The organism is Myroides marinus (assembly GCF_900109075.1).
GTDB lineage: Bacteria > Bacteroidota > Bacteroidia > Flavobacteriales > Flavobacteriaceae > Flavobacterium > Flavobacterium marinum_A.
Genome location: NZ_FNYS01000013.1, coordinates 19,795 through 45,399 on the forward strand (window position 1 = coordinate 19,795; position 25,605 = coordinate 45,399).

A 25,605-nucleotide genomic window follows, 5' to 3' on the forward strand; every position below is an offset into this window, starting at 1 on the left:
TTCGTTTAGTTAACCCCACAGCTGGTTAAACTATGAGTCTTATATTTTACTCTTACACCAACCGCACTCTCCCTGTCAACAACTCTTGCATCATCCCTTGTTTAATTTGACGGGCTTTGGCTAATTGATTGTCTAAGGCTTCTAACTCGGTATCCATATCCGATAAGATTGTAGCAATGCGGGTTTGCTCAAGAAGGGGTGGGAATGGAATTATAAACGCTTCTAATTCATTACTATTTATACCTGGCTGACCACTTCTCATAGAATTAGAGATAATAAAATTATCATAATTCTTACTTTTGGTTAGATAGAATAAAAATCTTGAATAAAGTACTTTTGAATCAACTCTTAATCTGATCAAGAAGCCTGCAAAGACATATTGACCGTCTAAAAATGAGTGAAAATAAGATTTCCCTACACTTGCACCTGTCCTAGCTACGCATATATCTCCATCCTGCAATACATACATTTCTGATAACAGGCTGTCTACAGATACTTTATTTCCGTTCATAAATGTTCCATCTCTACCAATATCTGTAATTCTTATATATGTTGGAAGGCTGCTACTAAATTCGACAGCAGGTGCATTTATACCATAATCGGGTCTATGGGATAAAACCTCCCCCAACTTTTTCACTTCCCAATCTTCCTTGGGAGTAAGTAATTCTTGCATAGCACCTTGTTTAATTAAGCGTTTTTTGGCGATAAGTTGTTCCAAACTTTCTATCCACGCATCGGCATCAGACAAAGCTGTTGCTATTGCTTGTTGCTCAGCAAGCGGAGGAAGTGGTATTAAAATTGACTTTACATCATCTTTATATAAAGCGCCCAATGTTGAACCAGCATTTTTTCTTTTTAATTGCTTTTGTCCCGTTTCACTAATAAAATATTGGTATAAATATTTAGAAGAAGATATATCATTTAGTTTTAAAAGATATAAGTTAGGTGCCAACGTTGCTCTCTTTGTTTTCATTTCAAAAAGATAAACATTTCCAATATCTCCTCTTTTAAGAAATAATAATTCTCCACCAAACAAAGATGTTTTCTTTAAAAAAGAATATGAAGCTTTATCAACATACTTCACATTAGATAAATCAGTATTATTTTCTAAATCTGTTGATCTAACATACCAAGCATATTCAGGATAATTATATGATTTAACATTTTCAGCAACAGAAGAAAAACTTCCATTAGCATCATAGTCAGTTAGAAGAGTTATTAAATCTCGTATTGTGAACATCTCCCAATCCTCAGGAATCACGCCAATTTCTGTTTGTTTATAACCTTGTTTTACCATGTCCATCCCATTTTTTCCAGGTGAGACTTTACTTTCGAGGCAGCGTCATTTGCAGCAGTTTCTAAGCTTGATAAAGTAGTTTCATAGCGTTCTGCTAGTTCTTTGATACGCTGGGTAAGGTTTTGACTAATGCGTTCTTGCTCTTGTTGTAGCGCATTTTCTAAATGGGCTTGCCATTTATGTACCAAAACCAAGTCTTTGATTTCGGATTCGCTCAATGCTGGATATTTGGCTAGTACCGCTTTTTCTAAATCCGCGTTTAATTTTTTAATCTTGGCATTGGCACCTTTAATGGTAATATCTTGAAGTAAATATTCTTCTAAAATTTCAAAATTATTTTGTACCCCATAAGATGCCGCAGATTCAGCCACCATACCATACGTTTCTTCTACAGGAACTTTTACTTTCTTAACAGGTTTTAATTGTTTCAATAGTTTACCAATTTCCGTGGCATTCACCTTTTCTAAATCAGTAAATAAGCCTTCTTCACTGCTTTGTTCTTCTTCTATTTCGGTCATTCGAGCTTGCGCTGTTTCTACTATCGCTTCTTGTTCCTGAATAGCCAATTGCATAGCTGTAAAATATACCGAAATCAACAAATTAGGCGTGATCATACGTCCTTCAATTCCTGCTAATCCTGTTATTTCTTTATCGCCTTTACTTTTGCCATCTTTGCCTTTTTTACCTTTTATGACCAAGCGTTGGTATTCATTTCCAGCCTTCCAGCCATCTATTGCCAACGAATACACATCATCTTGCATAGTATCACTCCAATAGCTCATCAAATGCTGGTAAATATCGTAGGTATCCAACAATGCATTATCCGCAAACGCAGCCAATAAACTTTGGCTCGCCTCATCAATCACCTGTTTGGGTTGTACTCCTTGCTCCAAACTTTGCCATTGGCGCATTTGCGTGGCTAACCAAGTGTTAAACGTGTTTTTTACTTGGCTATCAAAAGCTTTAAATTCAGGATGATTCAGAATCGTAGTTTTCAATTCACTAGCAGGTACTTTAAGCTCCAAAAAATCTGTTCTAAGTTGCTGAAACAAATCGTTTTTCAAGGTTGGAAATACTTGCCAATAGCTGCTCAATGCAAGTACATCAGCTTCTGGAATTCCCCCTTTTAGATGGGCTTCTATATTTTGTATATCTTCTGCTTCTTGCGTATCAATATAACGTGGAATATTTAGGTTGTAATCATTTTTGGCATCAGCAATCTCAGTAATAGATACCATACGGCTATATTTCGGAATTTCTAATTCAGCAGTAAATACATCCGTTATCTTGCGAATATCTTGCTCGCGCAAACGGTTTTTATTTCCATCTTTCACAAAGCCTTTGCTGGCATCTACCATAAATATACCTTTGCGATGTGCAGCATGTTCTTTATCCAACACAACAATACAAGCTGGAATACCCGTACCGTAAAATAAGTTGGCAGGCAATCCAATGATTCCTTTGATATAGCCCTTCTTTAGAATGTTTTTACGAATTTCTCCTTCGGCATTTCCGCGAAACAAAACACCATGTGGCAATACCACAGCCGCTTTACCCGTTGTTTTTAGGGAAGTAATAATATGTAGTAGAAAGGCGTAATCACCATTTTTCTCCGGCGGTACACCCAAAATAAATCGATTGTATTCATCGCTGTCAATACTCACGCCATTGCTCCAACTTTTTAGTGAAAACGGAGGATTGGCAACCACATAATCAAAACGTTTCAAATTGCCATCTGTTTCTTTATAGGCTGGACGCGACAACGTATTATCTGCTACAATTATCGCTGTTGGACTATTGTGCAAAATCATATTCATACGTGCCAAGTTGGCGGTTGTTGTTTCTTTTTCTTGTCCGTATAACGAGATATCTTTACCCGATTCGTTAGCTACTTTCAAAAGCAACGATCCCGACCCACAGGTTGGATCGTAAGCTGACGTTTGGTTAGTTGCATTATTGGGATTGATACCAATTACCTTTGCCAACACACGCGATACCTCGGCCGGTGTGTAAAATTGTCCTTTCGATTTACCCGATTCTGTTGCAAAATGGCGCATCAGATATTCGTAGGCGTCCCCCAAAATATCATCACCCTCGGCCGTATTACCCGAAAAATCTAAACTTGAATCGTTGAAAATACGAACTAAGTTAGAAACGGTGTCTACTAAGTCTTTTCCTTTTCCTAGCTTGCTCTCATCATTAAAATCAGGAAACTCGTTTAGTTTGTTAGCTTCTTTTATAGGATTCAAAATCTCTTTGTTGATTTTGTCGCCAATCTCTGTTTTACCAATCAAAGCTACCATATCATCAAACGAAGCACCTGCTGGAACAGTTATAGCACCAAAGGGATCGTTTTTGTATTTATCTGAAATGTACTTCACAAACAACATCGTCAATACATAATCTTTGTATTGCGATGCATCCATTCCACCACGTAATTCGTCACAAGATGCCCAAAGTGAGCTATATAATTCGGATTTTTTAATTGCCATTGTAATTATTCAATTTGGCGTAAATATAGCCAATGTAAAAAGACTGTGAAAGGCTATATTTAGTTAATCATCATTCTGAATTAATACTTGATGTAAAGCATTTAGTACAGTTAATGGTTAGTTAATTCTAAATATACCCCTCATTAAAAAAAGGCAGCTAATTGAAAATCAATTAACTGCCTTTTAACTCTAATGTTTAATACTTAAATTCTTTATTTGCTTTGATTTTAAAATATCCGAACTCTTTGCTTTCAAAAGCTGATTCCTCACCCCACTCTTCTCCTTAATCTCAATCAAAAGTACCTGTTTATCAGACAAAGTAAATTGATCTAACATAAAAACATTATCTTGTTTACTATGACTACTAATCGTTTGAAAATCACTATAAATCCTAATCGGTTTTAAACTTACTTCTTGAATTGTAGTTCGCTTTGAGGTTCTTCTATCTTTGATTTTAAAACTAATATACTCAACTTCATAGGGTAGATTGCTTTTGTTAGTAATTGAGATGTGAAAGTAAAGTTTACCATCTTGAGTATAAATACTCTTTAACCTTGCTTCTACCCCGTATGTTTTGCTTTTAATGTTTAGCTCCTTTTTATTCTTTTTGATAATTGCTTTCATCAAAAGATAAGCTAAACTTGGAGCTGTCTTACCTAAATCTTTGAATAGAACTTCACTTTGCTGTTTACTATTCTGTTTTTCAAACTTGGTTAAATCATAACTAAGTAACATGGGCTCTTCATTGTAGCTAGCATTGAAACTATAGTATTTACCATCGTTTGTAATAACTGTAAAGTTTGTTGAAGAGATAGCTTCTTTTACAGTTTTTAATCGAAGTACATTAGAGGTAGCTTCTACTTTATTGGCTATAATTTCGTTGCTTCCTAAGTCTACATATTCAATACTACTTGGAAAAAGTATGTGAGTTGTTTTGTTTTGGGTAAGCTCTATCTTATATGGTGTTACCTCAGCATTAGATAGATTGATAGATTTATTATTCTCTTGAGCGTTTACTGTATTTACAGTTAGCAAACACAGTAGCATATATTTAATAATTGTTTTCATAATGATTTTTTTTTACTTGATTATTATTCTTTTGGAACAAGAAATAGCTCTTGCCCTTGTTTTAGCGTTACTCTCTGAGCTTTTACCTTCTTTGAAAAGTATCCTGATACGCCTTGAATGAGTCCTTTGGTTAGATCTCCTGCTATTTGGTCAGAAGCTGATTTACTCATCGATATACTCGTGCCAGCTGTTTGTCCCATATTGGCGATGATTTCTTTTGAAGCGCTTATCTCTTGAAGGTCTAGTACCTCAAGTCCTTTTTGCCCATAGTTATCATAACCAATAAGCTCTGTATCAATGATGATATCGTCGATTTTAATAGAGTTTACACTTAGCTCTAATCGTCCACTGTTTACTTTGACTTTAGCAATCAGCGTACTTGTTTCAGATAATAGAGCTCCGTTTATAACAATGCTCTCTAAGAGTCTTAGTTTGATGTAACCTTCGTTTATAATAACCTGATCTTCTTTGATACTGACTCTTATACTGTTTTTATGAGTTTGTGTTTTACGTTCTCCTTCAGCAGTATAAAAGGTTTGATTTGATTGAATATTGATAGGTAAGAAATCCTGTAAACTCATCGGTTTTACAAGTGAAGAGACAATATCTTTACTGGTTTTATCAACCACTGTTATAGCCTGTTTTTTACTTGAAATTGTTTTCACATTCGTAGTTTCATTTGAAGATGGTAATTCAGTTTGATTTTGACCACCTGGCAAATACTTAGCTGCCATCTGAAAAGACTTTTCCATAAGCTCTAATTGACCATCCATTGTAATAGGCGTTGGAGTATCTTTTTCTTCTAATTGTTTCTCTAACTCTTCTATTTGCTTTTTAAGCTTATCAGTTTCAGGATTTTCTGTATTATCATAAAAACTACTCAGCACCTCTTGGTTTTGCTTATAGTTCTGATAAGATCTCTCATAAGGCGTGTAAGTAGGCTCCTCGTTGTAATCTTGGTGATTATAAGTGCTATTAGACTCTTCTTGAGACTCATTCCAATAATCCGCTAAGGACTGCATCTGGTTTTCATTTTCTTGTTGTTTCTGCTCCCATAGCTCTTTTTCATAAGCTTTGACCTTATCTGTGGGCATCCCCTGTGTTATTGCTTCGGGAACTGAGTCATTATGTGTGATAAGCTCCTTATCTTCTGGTTTAAACAAAAGATACATAGCCCCTAAAAACACAATGCCCATTAAAGCAAAGACAATGTGTTTTTTGTGTTTTTCAATTATACCTTGAAATACCTTATTTTCTTTAGGCACTTTCTCTATCTGATGGGTTTTATCTGTTTGATTGTGATTCATAACTCTTGATTTTAATAGTTGATTTTGATTTTACCTTTTGCTTTTCAAGCAAATACTTAACAGGTCTGATATTGTTTTGTTTCTCTTGACTATCTGATGTTAGTTTAGAACTAAAGCTTGTCTTTACAATAAAAAAGCAAACAAGGCTATAGAATGTAAATACAGTAAGTAATAAAACTTGTTGTATTTTTACTGAGAGGTTATTCCAATAGGTCTGTAGCCTACTGGAATAGCTATATCTTAAAAGTTGTAACTTATTCATAGTCATGTTTTTTTTAGCGTTTAATAACTTCTAAGTCTTTGTTCTCAACAACGGTAAACTTTTCTATAATAAATCCTTGCGGGTTATTATCAGACCTAACCGCAGATATAAGCTGACTACTTGTTACAAGATTCCTCTTGGTGAGATTACTTGATCGTATGATATACTGGGTAGCATAGGTCATCGCTTTATAGGGATAATTATTAAAGTCTATTTTAATACTATCTACCTCAACTCGCTGTTGAATATTTCCCGAAATTACCCGACTGTAATATCCTTTTTCAAGAAGATCTTTGTAGTAATCAAAAGCACTTTTATCAGCAAGGTTAAACGCTCTTTGCATATTACCTTCTATTGCTGCCTTCTCAGGTGAGAGGGTAAAGAATAGCTCATGAAAACGCCTTACGTGTTCTCTTGCCTCTACTGGTCTGTTTATACTTGCGTCTTGAGATAGGGCAAGCATAAGTGATTTACCTTTGTCAAGCACATAAATCTTCTCTCGTTGCTCTTTAGCAAAGTCATAGCTTTTGTAGATAGTAAATCCAACTACTAAAAGACAAACCGATGCAAATACAATAGCATAAAGCCGAATCTGTTTAAAACTATTTTCTATATTTCGAAGTGATTTAAATTCCATAATACCTTTATTTTTTAATTAGTTGTCCTGAAATATTACCTACTGTTGCCCCTGCTCCTGCTGTAGCCATATTACCAGTAGTAGATACAGTCTTATTCATGTTGCGCATAAAGTTTCCTGCTCCACCTGCTTGAATTACCCAACCCGTAACTGTTGGAATAGTAAAATATCCTACAATGCCGATGATCATAAAAATAACATGCGCAGTATTAGAGGTATCAGGGACAAAACTTGGATCTGAAAGCATCTGCATATCTCTTTCGATAATTAGAGATTGAATTCTAGCTAGCATTGCACTAAATAAATCGGCTACGGGAAGCCAGAGATACACACTGATATACCGTGTGAGCCATTGCAGAAGCATAGATTCAAAACCACTCCATATTGAAATAGCAAAGGCAATTGGACCAAGTATGGACAGCACTACCAAAAAGAAAGTCCGAATCGTGTCAATAACAAGAGCTGATGCTTGAAAGAGCATTTCTAATATCTCTCTAAAACCATCCCTTAGGTTTTTTTGAAACTCATATTGCCATTTCTCTAAATACATTCCTGTCATAGCAGCTAAATCAGATGGAGACCACCCAAGCTCATCAAGCTTTTTATCAAATTCTTCATCAGAAACTAAATAAGCTGTCTCAGGATTTCTTAGCATCGCTTCTTTTTCTAAAATATCTTTTTGCTTTTGTAAAGAAGTCATATCAATCACTTGACGTTCTAAAATCTGATGTGTACCTTTAACCACAGGGCTTAAGACCGTGTTTAATGTTCCAAGAACAAGGGTTGGAAAAAACATAATACACATGCCCAAAGCAAAGGGTCTGAGCATCGGGTACACATCAATTGGCTCAGCTCTTGCTAAGGCTTGCCATACTTTTATACCAATGTAAAAAAGAGCACCAAGACCTGCTAAGCTTTTAGCCACAGATACCATCTGACTTGTAAGTGGCATCATATCATAATAGAGGTTCTGAAGTACCTCATGTAAATTACTATCTCCCATAACTACCAGTATTTTTGATTCGAGGTTCCATATAGATCAAGTACTCTTTGAGTATTATTTTTCTTCTTCGATCTTAAGATGCTGATGCCAATGTTCTTTCTGGTATAGTAACTAACAAGGTTGTGATAGTTTTTTACTTCTTTGTAAACTCTATCTATAATATCCATACGCTCTTTATCATTTAAAGAAAGACTCGAGGCGCTTACAATCTGCTTGAGTTCCTTGACTAGTTCTGTGCTTTCTTGAAGTAACACTGAATATCCATTAGCAATAGCTACAAGTTCTTGAGCAGAGAAATTAGGATCATTAAGCATCTTGCCAAAGTTCTTGACATATAGCTCTGAAACGTCTCCTACTAAGAGTACCGTTTGTTGAACCTTTCTTGCGTCCTTGACAAGATTATTTACTGCTTGGAGCTTATCATAGTACTCCTTCCCTTGTTTATAGACCTTCTCTACTTCTTTAAAATTTTTAATGACATTACTAACTGTTGAAGAAGTCTGTATAATTTCATTAGCACTGTTTAATATGCCAGATGCCAAATTAGTGGGATCGGTAACTACCCACTGAGCATTTATCTGTATTGGTAGAATAAGTAGCATAGCTACCATTACTACCTGTAATAGTTTTTTCATCGTGATATGTTTTAATTGATTGTTTATTCTATTAATTATCTACTCTGTTTTCCCTTTAAAGAAATTGGGATAAAGTATTACTGGTTATACTCTTGTTGTTTTTCTTGTACAAGGCGTTTTATAGACATCTCTACATTACCATCGAGTTCTTTGGCTAGGTTCATGACCTGCATTTTTTCAGTCTCCTCTGTGGTATAAGCTAAATACTCTGAGTAGCTCACTTCTGTAGCATACACACCAGAGTGAGTACCTCCTAAACCAATCCATACTTCTTTGTAAAGACGGTTTGGATTGTTGTTTAAGTTGATAGAGAGGATTTGAGCTTTTTCTTTGTCAGTAAGTCCAAGCATAGCTTGTATATCATCAAACTTGTTCATGTATTTGCGCTGATCAAGAAGTATCTTACAATCTGAATTATTGATGATACTCTCCTTTACAATTGGAGATTGGATAATATCATCCACCTCTTGAGTCACCACAATTGCCTCACCAAAGAACTTTCTAACGGTTTTAAAAAGGTAGCGTAAATAATCTGCCATCCCCTCTTTGGCTATAGCCTTCCAAGCTTCTTCTATTAAGATTAGTTTACGTTGTCCTTTAAGACGTCGCATCTTATTTATAAACACTTCCATGATGATAATTGTCACAATGGGAAACAGAATTTTGTGATCCTTGATGCTATCAATTTCAAAGACGATAAAGCGTTTGTTAAGTAAATCAAGCTCGCTTTCGGAGTTTAATAAATAGTCGTATTCACCTCCTTTATAGTAGGGTTCAAGCACATTTAAAAAGTTCGCCAGATCAAAGTCTTTTTCTCTAACTTGTTTGTTTTCTAACTCAGCTTTGTAATCAGTTTTGATATACTCATAGAAAGTATTGAAGCTTGGTTTTATATTGCTATTTTGAAGTTTTTGAATGTATCCACTTACTGCGTTTGAAAGCGCTACTTCCTCAGCTCGTGAGGGCGGCTGGTCATCACGCTTCCAAAGCGTTAAGATAAGAGTCTTAATACTCTCTCTTTTTTCAATATCAAATACCCCATCGTCAGTGTAAAAAGGATTAAAAGCAATTGGGTTCTCCTCCGTGTAGGTAAAGTACACTCCATCCTCCCCTTTTGTTTTTCCATTAATTAGTTCACATAAGCCTTGGTAAGAGTTCCCTGTATCAACAAGCAAGACATGCGCATTCTGCTCATAGTATTGCCGTACCATATGATTGGTAAAAAAGCTCTTACCACTTCCCGAAGGTCCCAAGATAAACTTGTTGCGATTAGTGATAATTCCCTTTTTCATCGGCAAGTCTGAGATATCTAAGTGAATTGGTTTTCCAGTTAAGCGATCCGCCATTTTAATACCAAAGGGAGATAGCGAGTTTTGATAGTTGGTCTCCCCCGATAAAAAACACAGTGCAGGCTCTATGAAGGTATAAAAGCTCTCTTCACTTGGGAAGTCTGCGCTATTCCCTGGCATACCAGCCCAGTAAAGCGTCGCAGCATCCACTGTATTGTGTCTTGGTACGCACTCCATAGAAGCAATAGCACTTCCTGTGTCGTTTTTAAGCTGTTTAAGCTCACTATGATTATCAGACCATGCCATTACATTAAAATGAGCTTTTATAGAAGTAAGACCTTTACTATGAGCCTCATTTAAATACTCTTCAATCCACTGTTTGTTTATTTGATTAGCACGGCTGTATCTGGCAAGCGAATGCATATTCTTAGCTGACTTTTCAAACTGTTTTAGATTGTAATCACTATCCTCTATAAACAAATACTGATTATAAATGTGATTACAATTAAGCAAGAGTCCAACAGGAGATGCAAACGATAAAGCCATACTGCTTTTATCCGTTGATAGTTTTTCATAACGTGATAAATACGACACCTCAGTAGGTAAATCATCTGTACTTGAAAGAGTATGCATTGAAATTCTATTATCTCCTACTCTAACCTCATCCGAACTAATAGCTATATCTTGAAGGCTTCCTCTTTGAGTTGAGCTTAGCGTTAAGTACTTCTCTAATAGTCCGCTTCTCTCTTGTGAACCAATGATATCCTCTTCAGATAGTTTAATTAAGCTTATTAGCCCACTATCATTGACAATCTTTTCAAGTTGGGTTGTAGCCTCTAAAAAGCTTTGAACGGTATCTTTATCTCTAATTTCTTTTGGGATGAGTTCTCCTCTTGTAAGGGATGAGAAGTTGCTCTGACTTTTGATTCGTTCTTTGGTAGTTTTTGTGATAAAGAGATAACAACTGTGATTCAGATAGGGACGCTCGTTAAAATGTCTTTCAAAACTTCTACTTAAATAGCTTTGCTGTTCGTCTTTAAAATCAGCCTCATAACTCTGTTTTACAAACCAATCTTGCTTGTGAATCACAGTAAACTCAGGAAGGGTTTTAATCGCCTTATGCCACACACTGTGAATAGTTTCATACTCTTTGTCTGAGATGGTAAATATCTCAGGCAAAATGACTTTATAACAAACCGTAATATCCCCTTGCTTTGAGACAATGCAGTTATTCTCAACCGCCAAAATCGGAAACATCCTTTCTAAGGTATTTGTCTTAGCTGTATTTCTCATAGCCTGTTAGTTTTAAGTTTGTATTGAAATACCCTTTGACATCCTTTCTTGAGATGATATACTTTGGAAAGTACTTCCTTGTCTGAAGCTTCATAAGTCCATACTGACCGTATTTCTTGTTTAATGAAAATACTTTGTAAACAAGATAGCCAGATGTACTAAGGCCAAGGGCTAAACAAACTAAGTTGTTTACCCCTGCCATATACATGACCATAACAAGAATTAGCGTTCCTAAGAGTCCACCAGCAAAATAAAACAGGTACTGCGCTTTGAGTCCTTTAAACTCTACGCTCGCTCCAATACCTTTGTTGATACTATACTTTTTCATAAGCGTATCTTTTAAAGGAAAAATGATCTTAGAATTGTAGCTGCTACAATTAAGAAGATACAAGCTCCAAACCAGCTTGCAGCTGTCTTACTTGTATCGGGATCACCACTGGAGAATTTGTTGTAAACCTTTACTCCTCCAATAAGACCAACTACTGCTCCAATAGCATAGATAAGCTTGGTGGCTGGATCAAAATAAGAAGTAACCATTTGGGTAGCTTCTGTAATTCCTGCAGCTCCGTTTCCTTGAGCTAAGAGTGGCAAACTACTTAGTACAATAAGTAGTAAAAAAAGCCTTTTTTTGATTGTTTTTGTTTTCATAAAAATGACATTTAGTACGTTATAATCATGCCCTTTACATGATACTTTGGTAAATGTCTTTTGAAAACTGCTTGAGGGTTTGATTGTGGAAGTTTGGGGTTATGTTTGGCTTTTAGGTAGTCCTATAATTACAGGTCAATCTTTTTTTGTAGGTTTGTTTATCACTTACTTTGTTTTAATTACAAAAAGAATAATTCCGTTTTTTTAGCAACAGGTATAAGGATTGATGTAGTCATTGTAAGAGAACAAGCAACAAGTGGGGTATTTATTTTTAAACTAACGGTGTAATATGTTTTATCTATTAGCAACCAAAAACGGTATTGGTTTTGAATTGTGGGGATCTTATGAAGATTTATCTTCTTTATATAATTCCTTTGATGGATTATGGAATAATGAAGATTTCTTAGATCAGCCTGGTTTTAAATCACGGGAAACAATAATAGCCAGTATGTTATATGATATACGCAAAACTTTTCAAGGCAATAGATTAGAGCGTACAGGCACTCATTTCCATTTTAATGATACACCTTATTTTGGATGTCGAATATCTTGGGTAGATGGACTGTTCTTTCTGCATGCTGTTCGATATAACGCACGTTACTTTAACATCAATAAACTTCAATTAGCAAATCTATTGCAATTAGAATATTGGTTAGAAAAAGCGATGTATAGTTATGATCCTAACGGAGCAGTTAACTTGTCTCATTACATAACAGGTGGTATTGACGCTTCTAATGATTGCTTGTATATCTATATGAGAAGGATTAACCTTGATTATTTCTTATTAAATGGAGGTAAAAAAGCCTTTAGACAATTACCTGAACTATTAAAGAAAGCTTGTTTTGGAACATCTGAATATTTAGCATACAAAACTGAATTAGAAAAAGACGCGAAAAAATTAAATACCATAGCTCCTAACCTGGAATTAGACGATGATACATTTGATTATGATAGTGTGAAATGGTAGAGAAATAAATGTCTTTTAAGTCTACATAAGAATTTGTAATAAACAAAGACAGTGTTTAATTTTTAAAACTAAACACTGTCTTTGTTATATAAAATCATTGATATTAAAATCCTCACTACCTATTACTTCTTCTTCTTTTTTTGGTGATTTTTCGTTTAATGATTGATCTAATAATTTAGCTATTGTCTTAGCTGAATTTGGAATCGCCTGTTGAAGTAATTCAAGTAGATCAGATCCTTCAATCTTTTTAGCTGTCTTTACTATAGTCTCATTGATTAACTCTTGTTCAATAGACCTAACAAAACTATTAAGCTCATCAGTACTAACCCTTTGAGTAAATTCATGATCTACAGGTTGTAAACTCTCACTTAGCTCCTTTTCTTCCTCTTCTAAATCAATTTCATCTTCTTTAGTTAGAGATAGTGATTGCTTTAGTATGACTGGTTTACTTTCTCCTATGATACTTATAGGGACATCTTGTTTAAAGGGTAGCTCTTCTGTTTTGGGTTGAACCTCTTGTTGAATTGGTTTGTTTCTACTTAATAACAGAAGAACTATAATAATAACAAGACTGATTATTATTACAATTTCCATGGATTAAAAGATAGGTTTATACTTCTGGTTAAACTTTTCTACAATCGTCTGTGAAAACTCCTCAAAGTGATACTCAAGTAGATTATCTAAATAAGCATAAATAGAAACCTTATCCTCTCCTATGACCTGAATAATACGAGTGAGCTTTTCATGAAACTCTGGTCGGATGTATACCGTTTTTCCATCTCTGGCTCTGGTTGATGTTTCTTTTAAAAAAGTTTCGACATAATTTTCTTTGCTCTTAGTTGTTTGTACTTGAGCTGTTTTCCTAAAGTGTTTAAATTTTCTCATTATAAAATAGGTTTAAATTTTTCATTAAAATATTGAGTAATCTCTTGGCTGTAATTTTGTAGATGTTGTTTTAAAATATTGTCTAAATACGAATAAAGCGTTGTTTTTTCTTCTTTAGCCAGTTGAGTAATACGAAGTAGTACTTCGTGGTACTCTGGTCTTATATAAACCACCTTCCCTGCTCTTGTTGATGGAAAGTCATTAATCAAAAAAAGCTCTTGGTATTTAGTAATTGCTACTTCTTTCTTTAGTTTCTTCTCTTTTGCCTGTGGTACTTGTTTTGGGGGTACTGGTTCTTCTTTTTCCTCTATGATAGGTTTAACTTGCTTTGCAGACTTGACCTCTATATCACCACTCATGATATTCATTAGATAGTCTTCATCAAGTAACTCTTTCTGAGATTCTTGTTTGGAAATGTTTTGCTCTTTCATTGGTTGAGAGTTTAAAGATTAGTAATAGTTAAGAACTCCTCTATAAATGCTGATAGATTAGTTGTTTTCATAAGGTTAGTGTCGGCAGGCAGCAAACTTGATCGAAACACATACTTGCCCGTAGTTTCTGTTTCTTTTCTAAAGCGCTTGCTGTCTTTTATCCTCGCCTTCATAATAGGAAGGTCTAATTGTTTAATGACTGCTTCATAGCTATTATATAGCTCCGTCTTTTCTCTTGCGTCCACTTGGTTCCAAAAAAGCCATAACTCTTGTTTAATGGAGTTCTCTTTACTTTTTGGTAATTCCGCAAAAGCTTTGGTAAAACCTAAAGTGCTTTCCACTACTAATCGATCTGCGATAATTGGACTAAAGATATAGTCCATCTGATTTAAAGTTGACAGTACTCCTTTAGTGTTAGCTGTTCCTGGTAAATCAAAAAAAACTACATCAAAAGTTTGATCTAATTCTTGCATAGTAGTCTCAGCAACTTCTAAGGCTTCTTCAACCTTGCATTTGATAATCGAGTATGCTTTTCTTTTTAATCTTTGAAACTGCTTAATAGCAGCTTGTTTGTAATATTCATTTTGCATGATACTATCCTTGTCACGCTCTCTCATATTAACCAAACTGTTCTGAGGAAAATCACAATCCATAACAAGAACATTATAGCCTAATCGATAATGAAGCTGACTAGCTAACAGTGTTGTTAAAGTAGATTTACCTACTCCACCTTTTTGTGTATAAAAGCTAATTTTTAAAGGTTGTTTTACTGTTTCCATATTGTACATTTTTAATGGTTTACGTTTTACATTATGGATAGTTGTAAATTTTAGATCGTTTAAAACATAGCGTTTTGTTTTAACTAAGTAATACTTGATTCACTGTTTTGTTACAGTAGTATTTTAAACCTTGTTTTAAATAAGCAATATTTATCAATTAACTGAGCTAATTCAAAATGATGCTTCTTACTTTACAAAAACAATGTTTACTTTAAACTTTAGCTTCTTCGTTTTTTTACAACCTTGTAAACAGGTTCTTTTAAAAAGTATAAGCTGTAAAAACTGTTTTATCGTTTTCAAACTTTACGCTTTTAATTTTTTACTAAAAAATCATTATAAAAAAGCTTTAAAGCGCTATTTAAAAGACAATTGCAAAACTTACTTTACTATCTTACAGCAAAGAAAGTATATATACAGATTGAAAACTTTAAATGGAATTTTAAGGTTATATTTGGCACTTTAGTGTCAAATAGTAGGTGATTTACTAGTATGAAATCACTTTAGATTTTACTTTATAAAATTGGGGTATTTAGTAATCGAAAGATTACAGCAAGTTATGTTTTGAGGCACTCGAAATTGAGATTCGGGCTTTCAAAACGACTTGCTCTTGCAGAGGGCTAGAAAACTACTCCGAAGTCGTTGGTTTTTTCAAGAAAATTCAATCATATCAATGGCGAAATGATGCTTTAAATAAACAATTAAAAATTGAAGAAGTTACCTATATATTAACAGAAATAAATAACAATTTAAACAGTTCAAGCGGTTATCTAGGAGCCATTTCAGACAGAAGAAAAAGTTTGTATTTCAACAAAGAAACGGAAATCGGACCAAGAGTGGCTCCAAAATCTTCTCTCTTATTTCAAGAGTTTAAAATCTGGCAAGTTTTAAGTAATATTTTGATTCGTAAAAAGGGAAGCAGAAAAAGAAAGGTAAGTTCAAATGAACAATCAACTTTGTTTGAAGAAGAAAAGGAAATTTTTAAATTAAACTTAAATGCTAAAGATACGGTTTATGAAGAGTTGAACTTAAAAGATAATTTGAAAACAGATCGCATTATCGAAATATTAGGTTATAAACCAAAAGATTTAGGAAATCAATTATTTGGAAATTGAAGGAAACAAAACCAATCAAACTTTCTATAATGTATTCCTTAAACAGAAGGGTATAATGAAGATTTATTGAAACTTTCGGACGAAGACAATATTGATGTTTCGAAGTTGAAAACACCAGCTTCCGAAATAAAAGATATGGTACAACGAGTTTTTGAGGTTTGGAAATTAATACCGAAATCTTAGAATTTGATGCTTTCTTGGAAGGAAAAGATTTTGAAGAACAAGCTTCTTATCAGTTTTGGCATATGCTATATTCGGCAGAAGATCATACAAATAAGTACAGCGATAAAGAAAAAGTGATATACGGAAATGATAACATCGGGTTGAAAAAACAATTGTGTCAAAAATTTGATTTCAAACCGGAACACGCTAAAATTTTAAGCAGTGTAACTTTTCAAGATGATTATGAAAGTCTTTCTGCCAAAGCTATTCGAAAAATTTATCCGTACGTCAAAGAGAATAATTACAGTACTGATTGCGAATTGGCGGGATATCGTCATTCTAAACATTCTTTAACCAAAGAAGAATTGGAAAACAGAATCTTAAAACCCAAATTAGATTTAATTAAAAAGAACAGTTTAAGAAATCCTGTGGTTGAGAAAATTCTCAATCAAATGGTGAATGTAGTGAATACGCTTATTGAAAAAGAAAATAACGTTTTAAAAAAAGAAGGAAAAGCTAAGGGTTTTAAGTTTGATGAAATTAGAACTGAATTTGACTCGTGAACTAAAGAAGAATGCGAAAGAAAGAGCAGAAATGACAACCAATATCAATGCTTCTAAAATTGAGCATGAAAAGTTTTATAAAATCCTTCAATCTGAATTTGGATTAGCCAATCCAACTCGAAATGACATTATTCGATATAAATCATATAAAAAACTGAATGCCAATGGTTACCGAGATTTGTATAACAACAAATATATTCTAAGAGAAAAACTATTTTCAAAAGATATTGATGTTGAGCATATCATTCCACAATCCAGATTATTTGATGATAGTTTTTCGAATAAAACAGTGGTTTATCGAGAAGATAATTTGAAGAAAAGGAATTCACAACAAAACGAGAAACAAGATTTTATTATAACGAATCGGAACTTGCAGTAAAATTTAAATTAATAAAAATTGTGCAATAGGGAATTTAAAAATAACTATAAGACACATACTAATTATCAAATATTTTTAAAAAAACATTAAATTAGATAGGAAGTTTAAAAAAAATAAATATCTTTGTGTATAATTTATTTAAGGCTTTTAGTATTCGCCTCTTCTGATAAAGTTAAATTAACAATTTCTCTCTCAGTTTTGACCTTCCTCACTTGCCATTTTATTTTTAAAATGAGATTTCATCGGCAAATCTAATGTGCATTAATAACCAGCACAAATTAGATATAACATTTCAGAATAAGAAAAAATCAGAATAAAATCATTACAGACCTATTTAGGTACTAACTAATATTTCTTACATGCATTTTGAAACGTTATTTAGAATATTCATTCATAGTACAGTGCGTGCGTAATTAGGATTTGTAAATTATTAGACATCATTACGATGACTTATCATTTGATATGTTTTAAATTTTACACATGTTTACAATTTAAAACTTTCTATTATACAACAACAATTACTTTGCCGCTTGTGTACAGAACGGAAATTGTAAATAACATCGGTTTTCCGATACAAATAATCATGGATTTCAAACAATTAAATATTATACCTTCAATTATGAAAGCTGTTCTAACAGCTGGATATACAAAGGCTACAGAAATACAATATCAATCAATACCACATATACTTAACGGACATGATCTTATAGGATGTGCACAAACAGGTACAGGTAAAACAGCTTCATTTGCTATCCCAGTATTACAATTGCTCGATAAACAAAAGATTAAAAGCAAAGGAATCCGTTCGCTGGTATTGACACCAACTAGAGAATTAGCCGTACAGATAAGTGAAAACTTTAAAACATACGGACAATTTTTAAATATCAAACACTTAGCTATTTTTGGAGGTGTTCCTCAAGGTAAACAAGTAAAGGCACTAAATGCAGGTATTGACATACTGATTGCTACACCTGGACGCTTATTGGATTTAATCTCTCAAGGTTACATTGATTTAGCACATATTGAAATAATGGTACTTGATGAGGCTGATCGTATGTTAGATATGGGATTTGTAAATGATGTAAAAAAGATACTAACAAAAGTACCCGTAAAAAAGCAAACGCTTTTTTTCTCGGCAACAATGCCACAAGAAATAAGAAAGTTTTCTCAGTCAATTCTTAAAAAACCCATAGAAATTAACGTAACGCCAGTATCTTCAACAGCAGAAACTGTAAAGCAGTCCGTTTATTTTGTAGAGAAGAATGAGAAATTCGATTTGCTTGTTCAAATTCTTGAGGATAAGAAATTTAATCGTTCATTAGTTTTTGCACGAACTAAACATGGTGCTGACAAATTAGTTAAAAGCTTATTATTGTCTGGTATTCAAGCATCTGCAATACATGGTAATAAATCACAAAATGCAAGACAACGTGCATTAGATGACTTTAAAAGTTCTAAAATACGAGTTTTAATAGCGACTGATATTGCTGCTAGAGGTATTGATATTAACGAATTACCACATGTGATTAATTATGAATTACCAGATGTGCCTGAAACATATGTTCACAGAATAGGGCGAACAGGACGTGCTGGATATCAGGGCACAGCGGTTTCATTTTGTGATCGCCAAGAAAAGAAAGAATTACAAAGTATACAAAAACTAATTGGCTTTAAAATGGCTGTTGCCATACAATAAAGTTTAATTAATAATCAAATAAGATAAATTATGGCAGAATCTTTCACTAAAAAAGAGAATACCAAGAAAAAATTAAAAAGATTCAAAGATAAGCAGCTTAGAAGAGACGATCGTAAAGAGAACAACAATAAAGGCAAAAATTTTGAAGATATGATTGTTTATGTTGACGTGAATGGCCATTTTACAGCTGTTCCTCCTCATCTTCAGAATAGAGATGCTGACTTAGAAAAAGCTAAGAAAGCGCAAGAATCTGCTACACGTCATAACGATGATTTCACAGGAATTGTAAATTACATAAGCGAGAAAGGCTTTGGTTTTATTACAGAAGATGAAACAGGTGAAAGTGTTTTTTTTCATATAGGTCAACTTACTCAAACTTTTAAAAAAAACAATAAAGTAACATATAAAAAAGAATTAAGTGCGAAGGGTTACCAAGCAGTTGATTTAAAAAAATAATAAATTAAATAATAACAAGAATGCAAGAAGGTACAGTAAAATTTTTCAATGAAACTAAAGGATTTGGTTTTATTTCTCAAACAAATGGTAATGATGACGTATTTGTTCACAACTCAGGTTTAATAGAAAACGTACGTGAGAACGATGACGTAGTTTTCGACATTGAGCGCGGACAAAAAGGTCTTATGGCTGTTAATGTTAGAAAAAAATAACCCAAAGAGTTTTTATATCTAAGGCATGTAATTTTTTTTACATGCCTTTTTTTTAAATTTTATACAAGATCGAATTTATATTCATTCCAGCTCCTACTGATGCTAAAAGTATAACATCACCTGTTTCTAAGCTATGATTTTCTAATTCATCATGTAAAACCATAGATAGTAAGCTTGGTACTGTCGCTACAGAACTGTTTCCTAATGTACTTATAACCATTGGCATAATATGATCGGGAATTGGATAGTCATAAAGTTTATAAAACCTCTTTAAAATTTCCTCATCCATCTTCTCATTCGCTTGGTGAATGATTATTTTCTTTAAATCTTTGATTTCAACATCTGCTTTATCAAGACACATTTTCATAGCAGAAGGCACATTTGTTAAAGCAAATTCATAAATTTTTCTACCATTCATTTTCAAGTACTTATTTGTGCATTCTTTGTCTTTGTTATTTGATGTCCCAAAATATAAATAATCTAATTCTTCTAACGTATGTGATGCTGAAATATGAGAAAGAATACCTTTGTTTTCATCCGTAGCCTCTATAACTATAGCTCCTGCACCGTCTGAATATATCATCGTATCTCTATCATGTTCGTCAACAACACGAGATAATGTTTCTGCTCCAATTACTAAACATCTTTTTGCTAATCCTGATTTTATAAATGAATTAGCCTGAATAAATGCTTCAATCCAACCTGGGCAACCAAATAATAAATCGTAAGCAACGCAAAAAATATTTTTAATTTTCAATCTGTTTTTAACTCTTGCTGCTAAACTAGGAACACTATCCATTTGATTACTAAAATGATGTACATCGCCAAAATTATGAGCAAAAATGATGTAATCTAAAGATTCAGGATCAATCTGAGCATCTTCGATAGCCTTTTGAGCTGCGATAAATCCTAAATCAGAAGAAACTTGAGAATTGTTTGCATATCTTCTTTCAGATATACCAGTAATTAGTTGAAGTTTTTTTTGAATGATATAATTATTATCTTTTAAAATTAAACCATTTGTATCTAAAAAACTGTGATTGTTAAAGTAAGAATTCGTAATCTTTAATGATGGAATACAATTACCTGAGCCGATAATTTTACTAGTCATGAAATTTAATTTTTTAATATTAGAATAAAATTACTAAAAAATCAATTACTTATCAAAATATTTATAAGCACAACTTATTGAAGTCGTCTTGACTTTTGTAAAATAAATAAGGGTTATAGAAATTTGTGTCGCTCAACAAACAAAACACAACCTAGTGTAACAAGTACTCCACAAAAATAGTATATAATTAAATATAGTACCTCATTTAGCACTTCCAAAAAGAGAATTTAAATCAAAAGCTGCACTTTATGAGATAATAAATAATATATTATATAAACTAAAAACGGGTATCTAATGGAGTTATTTGTCAGTTCAAACTTTCTCCACAACATAATTAAAATTATTACCTTATATAGGATTCAAAACAAGACAAAAGCCTGCAAATTGATTAATTTTGCAGGCTTTTATATTTAACTTAGCTGCTCATTTGTTTTAAAAGTACTCAAAATGTGAACACATAATTCGAAGGGCAATATATCTACTAAAGACTTACAAATAAAATAAAAGCTTAGTTCTTCAATAATAAGAGTTAATTTATATCAAACCCATCTTTTAAGATAAACTCTTTCAAAAGTGTATCTATTCGAATACTTATTTTGAAAGGAGGCAAAGTTGTACCTTCCAATGATTCAAAATAAACCTTAGCTTTCTCGCGGTCAACAGTCTCTTTTAATGCATCAAAACGTCCATATTCATTTAAATTAGCTTCAGATCTAAATGTATTCATTAGATTTTTAAGTGCTACTACATCAACTCCAATCGCATCAACCAATTTATTGATATACGCATTTTTTGCTTTAAATTGATAATCAGAAATATAATCTCTAAAAGTTTTATTCGGATCTAAGGTTACATTTCCACTTCGCACTTCATTTAAGAATATGTTTGCAAACTTTTGCTCTTCTTGATTCAATGTCGCAAAAGACTTATGTAACTCATCTAAAATAGCTTGACTTTGCTTTTGCGTTAACTCACTTTGATTTAATGATTTCAGAAATTTTTCAAAACGACTATTCATGTAATTCGTGTCAATAACTCCTGTATCAATTTCCATGATATAATTATCGATTTCAAAAGGAACTTGATCTGAAGAACCTCCTATACCATCACCTTCTTGAAATAGTTCTTTATAACGTGCTAAAAGTATATTGTAAGTACGTTCATCTAAAATGACTTCAATAACTTTTTTTAGTTTTGGTTTATCTTCGTTAAATACATACGCTAATTTACTCCAATAAAAGCCTTGAACTTTAGCCGCCTCTAAAATGCTGTTTAAATCTTTAAACATTTTCGCAAATTTAGCACGTTCACTTACATCATCTGGAAGTCTTTCGAATTCAAAAATACCTGCATTTTCAAACAATAGTTTAATTTCGTTAAAAATGAAATTAATACGGTCTAAATTTTCGTCTAAATGCTCTACAAATAAACCATATGGACGATCGCCTGAATATAGTTTAACTGCACGATCTATATTACGCTCCATAGTGTGTGGATAACGGTAATAACGGATAGTGCCAAATTGTTTCTCTATACCAAACAATCTATTAGTACGTGAAAATGCTTGTATGATGTTTTCGTATTCTAATTTCTTATCTAAGTACAACGTATTTAACCATTTTGAATCAAATCCCGTTAACATTTGATCCACAACAATTAATAAATCTAATTGCTCTTCTGTTTTAGTATCTATTCTATCGTAAGGCTTTTTATGTGCTAAACGATTGGCTATATCTTTCTTAAATAAAGCGTGAGAACTCATGTTAAAATTTTTAGAGTATAGCGCATTGTAATGTTCTAAGATTAATTCCAGTCCCTCTTCTTTAAATTGAAACCCTGCATTATTATCTATATTTGGGTCAAACAACGCTGATATTTTTAATTCTGGAAATTCTTGTCTAAATAAAGCAAAATACTCAATAGATTCTGCAATGCTACTTGTAGCAAATATCGCATGAAACTTACTATTTCTACTTAAAGTAACCCAATTTTCCTTTATATCTTTAACTACAATACGTTGATGTTCTTCCCTCTCGTATTGAATACTTTTTATGTAATCTTCAATCCCACGTTGATACTTACCTGCACTATTATAATCTCCTGCCATTCTTACTTTAGCTGGATTCATAAATCTGCTATAGATTTCATTTTTCTTAGGATCACTTAACGCATCTGCCTCATCGATTGCTTTAGCTTCTTGTAAAGCTACTGCACGACGTAAATCACGGTCTTTATACGTTAAAATTTTATATGGATCGAATCCTAAAACGTTATTATCTCGAATTCCATCAGCTAAACTATAACGGTGCAATTCGTTACCAAAAATGGTAGATGTATCGGAATCTTTACGGCTATTTTCACTTTGAATTGGTGTACCTGTAAAACCCAAAAACACAGCGTTTGGAAAAGTTTTTCTAATTGTAGGTAGCATCGTATCGCCAAAAACAGTACGGTGTGCTTCATCTATAATGATTACAATTCTCTTACTTCGCATGATTTCTAAATCATGACTTTTTAGCCCTTCGGTATCGTCTTCAATATTGCTCATCTTTTGAATAGATGTAACAATTAGGGTATCTGCTGGATCTTTACTTTTTAATTTATTAATCAAAACATAAGTATCCTCAGTTGCTTGTACACTTTGACTTTCGTCTGCAAATGCACGGTACTGCTCTAAAGATTGTGTACCTAATTCTATACGGTCTAACAAAAAGATCACTTTATCAGCATCTTTAGAAGATGCAATAAGTTGAGCTGATTTAAAACTCGTCATAGTTTTTCCCGATCCCGTAGTATGCCAAATATATCCGCCACGAATATCTGGCTTATTCCAATCGGTTTGAGCTACACGAGAAGAAATGGCACTTGCTGCATAAATTTGATAACTACGCATCACCTTCAAAATATTATCTGTACCATCAGCAATGGTATAGAATCCTATTAATTCGTGTGCCATAGGTATAGATAAAAATTGAGAAGCAATACTACGCCAATCGTTTATAGGTTCATTGTTAAAATCTGCCCAATGAAATTGGTAATCGCTATTAAATTTACCATCCACGCCTGGATTGGCAAAATATAGCGTTTCCTCAGGGGTCATAGCCACAAAGATTTGGATAAGTGAAAATATTCCTGTAAAATGTCCTTCGTAACTATATTTTTCAATTTGTTTTACTGCTTGACTTATGTGTACACCTGAACGCTTTAACTCGATATGAATTAAAGGCATCCCGTTAATTAACAACAATACATCTCCACGACGATCGTTACGTAAATCTGACTTGCGTTTGTATCGTGGTTGTTGAACAATTTGATAACGGCTTTGACCTGCTGAAATTTCTCGGCGATCGTACATTTTCAAACTTACTTCTTTACCTAAATGCAACACATCAGCTGGATTATCTCTGGTAATGGTAACAGTACGACCATTTATAAAACCAGTCAAATTAAGTGGTGTACGTAGCTCTTGTATCTTCGTTAAAATTTGTTGCATTTCACTATCCGTTAAAGGCACATCGTTTAAACGATCAATGTCTTTATTATTTTCAAATAGTATATCAGCCCAATTTTTAATTAAATCTTCTTCGGTAACATTTTTTAAAATATTATTTTCCCAACCTTTTTGATTGGCCAAACTCTGCACCAGTGCCTCTTCAAAAGCCAATTCAGATGTAAAAGTTGTCATACGCTTAGTAGTTTTTGGATATTCTTAAACAAACATTTTTTGCAATAAGGCTTGTTTGATGTTTTTGATTTTTTTGATTTGCTCTTGGCTTTGTTCGATTAGGTTATCTAATTTTTCAAAGTACTCCCCTATTTTTTGTTGTTCTTCAACCCTTGGTACTGATATATTAGTTGATAATATATTACTATTATATAATCGCTTTATAGTACTTCCTTCTAATCCATTCCATTTTACAATTAAATAAAATTGTTTTAAAAATTTATTATTTAATTTTCCTCCATGGTTTAACCAAACAATATTTGAATCTTGAAAATATTCTTCTTTGCCTTGGTAAACAACCAACCGTCCAATACTTCCAGAGGCTGAGATTAAAACATCTCCTTTTTGTGGATAATGATATTTAGATTTATACTCAAGAAATTTTTCTCTAGTAATATATGAATCTGGAATAGAACCGAAAGTACCAATTTTATAAAAAGGTATTTCACCAATTATTGATGTTTCACTTTTGAAGATTCTTTTATTCATAGCAACATTTCCGAAATCCCCCAACTTCTTTTCTTTCCATTTCTCAGTAAAACCTTTAAAACGAATTTCGGGTACATCAGCACCTTCTTTTGGGAACATTTTTTCGAGCATTGCCTTTTTCAAGTTCACCAACTTTTGGTGCTTTTGTTCCTGTGCGTTGATTTGATCGTCTATTGTTTTAAAGAAATTACCGATTTTGGTTTGTTCAATAATGGAATCAGAAATATATAAATCAATTTTTTTTAAATCTGAATTATCTATATGTCTAACTGTAGATCCTTTAATTAAACTGATTAATTTATTTTTATTTGAATTAAGATTAAGTGAAAGATAATTCCCATCTATTCCAATTGGTCTAATAATATTTATATCACCTCCCAAAATTACATTATCAATTTCTAAACTTGAAGCTCTAGCAATCCCTATCGGGGTAGTATCTGAGCTAGGAATTAACACATCATTTTTTTTACCAAAAAATGTCTTTTCTGATATATAATTTGTTTTCAAAATCACATCGGATATTATCATTCCATAGTTTGTGTAAAGGTTTCCATATAATATGACTTTATATATCCCCTTTTCATCTATATCTTTCCATGAATGTTCTTTTCCTTTATAAAAATATGCGATTGAATCCAAAACTTTAAATACACATTCATCCTCAAACCCCTTAAATCGAATAGAAGGCACCTTTTTATTTTGCTCCAT

At 33.0% G+C, this 25,605-nt stretch carries 25 protein-coding genes; 7 read left to right on the plus strand and 18 right to left on the minus strand.

Annotated elements, in window-relative coordinates; genetic code table 11:
- Positions 1-52 precede the first annotated feature (52 nt).
- The 11 genes from BMX53_RS12855 to BMX53_RS12905 form a co-directional block, all read right to left on the minus strand.
- Positions 53-1,297, minus strand: coding sequence for a restriction endonuclease subunit S (locus BMX53_RS12855; RefSeq protein WP_167357250.1), 1,245 nt, complete (start codon positions 1,295-1,297; stop codon positions 53-55).
- Entirely contained in the window at positions 1,291-3,789 is a 2,499-nt protein-coding gene (locus BMX53_RS12860; RefSeq protein WP_006266623.1) for a type I restriction-modification system subunit M, read from the minus strand. Before BMX53_RS12860 ends, BMX53_RS12855 begins: the two co-directional genes overlap by 7 nt.
- A gap of 189 nt (positions 3,790-3,978) precedes the next feature.
- Positions 3,979-4,857 carry a conjugative transposon protein TraN gene (gene traN / locus BMX53_RS12865; RefSeq protein ID WP_006266622.1) on the minus strand — a complete coding sequence of 293 codons (879 nt, stop codon included), beginning with the start codon at positions 4,855-4,857 and terminating at the stop codon, positions 3,979-3,981.
- A gap of 23 nt (positions 4,858-4,880) precedes the next feature.
- On the minus strand, positions 4,881-6,164 hold the full coding sequence (gene traM, locus BMX53_RS12870) for a conjugative transposon protein TraM (protein ID WP_006266621.1): 1,284 nt from the start codon (positions 6,162-6,164) through the stop codon (positions 4,881-4,883).
- Complete coding sequence (locus tag BMX53_RS19440; RefSeq protein ID WP_006266620.1) at positions 6,142-6,426, minus strand: hypothetical protein; 285 nt, start codon at positions 6,424-6,426, stop codon at positions 6,142-6,144. The genes traM and BMX53_RS19440 overlap by 23 nt, the downstream gene beginning before the upstream one ends.
- Positions 6,427-6,439: 13 nt before the next feature.
- Positions 6,440-7,063 (minus strand): conjugative transposon protein TraK, encoded by a 624-nt coding sequence (gene traK / locus BMX53_RS12880; RefSeq protein WP_006266619.1) that lies wholly within the window; start codon positions 7,061-7,063, stop codon positions 6,440-6,442.
- A gap of 7 nt (positions 7,064-7,070) precedes the next feature.
- Positions 7,071-8,066, minus strand: coding sequence for a conjugative transposon protein TraJ (gene traJ / locus BMX53_RS12885; protein ID WP_006266618.1), 996 nt, complete (start codon positions 8,064-8,066; stop codon positions 7,071-7,073).
- A gap of 2 nt (positions 8,067-8,068) precedes the next feature.
- Positions 8,069-8,701 carry a DUF4141 domain-containing protein gene (locus BMX53_RS12890; RefSeq protein ID WP_006266617.1) on the minus strand — a complete coding sequence of 211 codons (633 nt, stop codon included), beginning with the start codon at positions 8,699-8,701 and terminating at the stop codon, positions 8,069-8,071.
- Positions 8,702-8,778: 77 nt separating this feature from the next.
- Entirely contained in the window at positions 8,779-11,283 is a 2,505-nt protein-coding gene (locus tag BMX53_RS12895) for a TraG family conjugative transposon ATPase (protein WP_074746763.1), read from the minus strand.
- Positions 11,267-11,611, minus strand: a complete 345-nt coding sequence (locus tag BMX53_RS12900; RefSeq protein ID WP_074746765.1) for a DUF4133 domain-containing protein — start codon at positions 11,609-11,611, stop codon at positions 11,267-11,269. The genes BMX53_RS12895 and BMX53_RS12900 overlap by 17 nt, the downstream gene beginning before the upstream one ends.
- Before the next feature lie 11 nt (positions 11,612-11,622).
- The gene (locus tag BMX53_RS12905; protein ID WP_074746767.1) at positions 11,623-11,931 is read right to left on the minus strand and encodes a DUF4134 domain-containing protein; all 309 of its coding nucleotides are present in this window, start codon (positions 11,929-11,931) and stop codon (positions 11,623-11,625) included.
- 289 nt (positions 11,932-12,220) lie between these two features.
- On the opposite strand from BMX53_RS12905, the gene BMX53_RS12910 reads away from it, so the two are divergent.
- Positions 12,221-12,898, plus strand: coding sequence for a DUF6904 family protein (locus BMX53_RS12910; protein ID WP_074746769.1), 678 nt, complete (start codon positions 12,221-12,223; stop codon positions 12,896-12,898).
- 84 nt (positions 12,899-12,982) lie between these two features.
- Here the strand turns inward: BMX53_RS12910 and BMX53_RS12915 are convergent, their stop codons facing one another.
- The 4 genes from BMX53_RS12915 to BMX53_RS12930 are packed head-to-tail and all read right to left on the minus strand — an operon-like array spanning position 12,983 to position 14,993.
- Complete coding sequence (locus BMX53_RS12915) at positions 12,983-13,492, minus strand: hypothetical protein (protein WP_074746771.1); 510 nt, start codon at positions 13,490-13,492, stop codon at positions 12,983-12,985.
- 3 nt (positions 13,493-13,495) lie between these two features.
- A complete protein-coding gene (locus BMX53_RS12920) occupies positions 13,496-13,783 on the minus strand; it encodes a DUF3408 domain-containing protein (protein ID WP_074746773.1) in 288 nt (95 codons plus the stop codon).
- Positions 13,783-14,214: a DUF3408 domain-containing protein gene (locus BMX53_RS12925; RefSeq protein ID WP_074746776.1), complete on the minus strand. Its 432-nt coding sequence runs from the start codon at positions 14,212-14,214 to the stop codon at positions 13,783-13,785. The genes BMX53_RS12920 and BMX53_RS12925 overlap by 1 nt, the downstream gene beginning before the upstream one ends.
- An 11-nt stretch (positions 14,215-14,225) precedes the next feature.
- Positions 14,226-14,993 carry a ParA family protein gene (locus BMX53_RS12930; RefSeq protein ID WP_074746860.1) on the minus strand — a complete coding sequence of 256 codons (768 nt, stop codon included), beginning with the start codon at positions 14,991-14,993 and terminating at the stop codon, positions 14,226-14,228.
- A 797-nt stretch (positions 14,994-15,790) separates the two neighbouring features.
- Between BMX53_RS12930 and BMX53_RS19270 the strand changes: the two genes are divergently transcribed.
- The 6 genes from BMX53_RS19270 to BMX53_RS12960 all read left to right on the plus strand — a co-directional run bounded on the left by BMX53_RS19270 (position 15,791) and on the right by BMX53_RS12960 (position 19,573).
- A complete protein-coding gene (locus tag BMX53_RS19270; protein ID WP_244154509.1) occupies positions 15,791-16,105 on the plus strand; it encodes a hypothetical protein in 315 nt (104 codons plus the stop codon).
- Between the two features lie 158 nt (positions 16,106-16,263).
- The gene (locus tag BMX53_RS19275; protein ID WP_074746781.1) at positions 16,264-16,830 is read left to right on the plus strand and encodes a hypothetical protein; all 567 of its coding nucleotides are present in this window, start codon (positions 16,264-16,266) and stop codon (positions 16,828-16,830) included.
- On the plus strand, positions 16,802-17,209 hold the full coding sequence (locus tag BMX53_RS19280) for an HNH endonuclease domain-containing protein (protein WP_074746783.1): 408 nt from the start codon (positions 16,802-16,804) through the stop codon (positions 17,207-17,209). The genes BMX53_RS19275 and BMX53_RS19280 overlap by 29 nt, the downstream gene beginning before the upstream one ends.
- Positions 17,210-17,792: 583 nt before the next feature.
- Positions 17,793-18,905, plus strand: coding sequence for a DEAD/DEAH box helicase (locus tag BMX53_RS12950; RefSeq protein WP_074746861.1), 1,113 nt, complete (start codon positions 17,793-17,795; stop codon positions 18,903-18,905).
- Between the two features lie 30 nt (positions 18,906-18,935).
- The gene (locus tag BMX53_RS12955; RefSeq protein WP_074746785.1) at positions 18,936-19,361 is read left to right on the plus strand and encodes a cold-shock protein; all 426 of its coding nucleotides are present in this window, start codon (positions 18,936-18,938) and stop codon (positions 19,359-19,361) included.
- Between the two features lie 20 nt (positions 19,362-19,381).
- Positions 19,382-19,573 (plus strand): cold-shock protein, encoded by a 192-nt coding sequence (locus tag BMX53_RS12960; protein ID WP_074746787.1) that lies wholly within the window; start codon positions 19,382-19,384, stop codon positions 19,571-19,573.
- A 52-nt stretch (positions 19,574-19,625) separates the two neighbouring features.
- Here BMX53_RS12960 and BMX53_RS12965 read toward each other — a convergent pair whose 3' ends face one another.
- From BMX53_RS12965 to BMX53_RS12980, 3 genes are all read right to left on the minus strand, one after another.
- Entirely contained in the window at positions 19,626-20,684 is a 1,059-nt protein-coding gene (locus tag BMX53_RS12965) for a 3-oxoacyl-ACP synthase III family protein (protein ID WP_074746789.1), read from the minus strand.
- A gap of 529 nt (positions 20,685-21,213) precedes the next feature.
- On the minus strand, positions 21,214-24,369 hold the full coding sequence (locus tag BMX53_RS12975; RefSeq protein ID WP_074746791.1) for a type I restriction endonuclease subunit R: 3,156 nt from the start codon (positions 24,367-24,369) through the stop codon (positions 21,214-21,216).
- A gap of 24 nt (positions 24,370-24,393) precedes the next feature.
- A complete protein-coding gene (locus tag BMX53_RS12980) occupies positions 24,394-25,605 on the minus strand; it encodes a restriction endonuclease subunit S (protein WP_074746793.1) in 1,212 nt (403 codons plus the stop codon).

What these genes read in the sequence shown, in the direction of transcription:
- BMX53_RS12855 (WP_167357250.1), bottom strand. Translation starts at nt 1,297, where the DNA reads ATGGTAAAACAAGGTTATAAACAAACAGAAATTGGCGTGATTCCTGAG.
- BMX53_RS12860 (WP_006266623.1), bottom strand. Translation starts at nt 3,789, where the DNA reads ATGGCAATTAAAAAATCCGAATTATATAGCTCACTTTGGGCATCTTGT.
- traN (WP_006266622.1), bottom strand. Translation starts at nt 4,857, where the DNA reads ATGAAAACAATTATTAAATATATGCTACTGTGTTTGCTAACTGTAAAT.
- traM (WP_006266621.1), bottom strand. Translation starts at nt 6,164, where the DNA reads ATGAATCACAATCAAACAGATAAAACCCATCAGATAGAGAAAGTGCCT.
- BMX53_RS19440 (WP_006266620.1), bottom strand. Translation starts at nt 6,426, where the DNA reads ATGAATAAGTTACAACTTTTAAGATATAGCTATTCCAGTAGGCTACAG.
- traK (WP_006266619.1), bottom strand. Translation starts at nt 7,063, where the DNA reads ATGGAATTTAAATCACTTCGAAATATAGAAAATAGTTTTAAACAGATT.
- traJ (WP_006266618.1), bottom strand. Translation starts at nt 8,066, where the DNA reads ATGGGAGATAGTAATTTACATGAGGTACTTCAGAACCTCTATTATGAT.
- BMX53_RS12890 (WP_006266617.1), bottom strand. Translation starts at nt 8,701, where the DNA reads ATGAAAAAACTATTACAGGTAGTAATGGTAGCTATGCTACTTATTCTA.
- BMX53_RS12895 (WP_074746763.1), bottom strand. Translation starts at nt 11,283, where the DNA reads ATGAGAAATACAGCTAAGACAAATACCTTAGAAAGGATGTTTCCGATT.
- BMX53_RS12900 (WP_074746765.1), bottom strand. Translation starts at nt 11,611, where the DNA reads ATGAAAAAGTATAGTATCAACAAAGGTATTGGAGCGAGCGTAGAGTTT.
- BMX53_RS12905 (WP_074746767.1), bottom strand. Translation starts at nt 11,931, where the DNA reads ATGAAAACAAAAACAATCAAAAAAAGGCTTTTTTTACTACTTATTGTA.
- BMX53_RS12910 (WP_074746769.1), top strand. Translation starts at nt 12,221, where the DNA reads ATGTTTTATCTATTAGCAACCAAAAACGGTATTGGTTTTGAATTGTGG.
- BMX53_RS12915 (WP_074746771.1), bottom strand. Translation starts at nt 13,492, where the DNA reads ATGGAAATTGTAATAATAATCAGTCTTGTTATTATTATAGTTCTTCTG.
- BMX53_RS12920 (WP_074746773.1), bottom strand. Translation starts at nt 13,783, where the DNA reads ATGAGAAAATTTAAACACTTTAGGAAAACAGCTCAAGTACAAACAACT.
- BMX53_RS12925 (WP_074746776.1), bottom strand. Translation starts at nt 14,214, where the DNA reads ATGAAAGAGCAAAACATTTCCAAACAAGAATCTCAGAAAGAGTTACTT.
- BMX53_RS12930 (WP_074746860.1), bottom strand. Translation starts at nt 14,993, where the DNA reads ATGGAAACAGTAAAACAACCTTTAAAAATTAGCTTTTATACACAAAAA.
- BMX53_RS19280 (WP_074746783.1), top strand. Translation starts at nt 16,802, where the DNA reads ATGAAATTAGAACTGAATTTGACTCGTGAACTAAAGAAGAATGCGAAA.
- BMX53_RS12950 (WP_074746861.1), top strand. Translation starts at nt 17,793, where the DNA reads ATGGATTTCAAACAATTAAATATTATACCTTCAATTATGAAAGCTGTT.
- BMX53_RS12955 (WP_074746785.1), top strand. Translation starts at nt 18,936, where the DNA reads ATGGCAGAATCTTTCACTAAAAAAGAGAATACCAAGAAAAAATTAAAA.
- BMX53_RS12960 (WP_074746787.1), top strand. Translation starts at nt 19,382, where the DNA reads ATGCAAGAAGGTACAGTAAAATTTTTCAATGAAACTAAAGGATTTGGT.
- BMX53_RS12965 (WP_074746789.1), bottom strand. Translation starts at nt 20,684, where the DNA reads ATGACTAGTAAAATTATCGGCTCAGGTAATTGTATTCCATCATTAAAG.
- BMX53_RS12975 (WP_074746791.1), bottom strand. Translation starts at nt 24,369, where the DNA reads ATGACAACTTTTACATCTGAATTGGCTTTTGAAGAGGCACTGGTGCAG.
- BMX53_RS12980 (WP_074746793.1), bottom strand. Translation starts at nt 25,605, where the DNA reads ATGGAGCAAAATAAAAAGGTGCCTTCTATTCGATTTAAGGGGTTTGAG.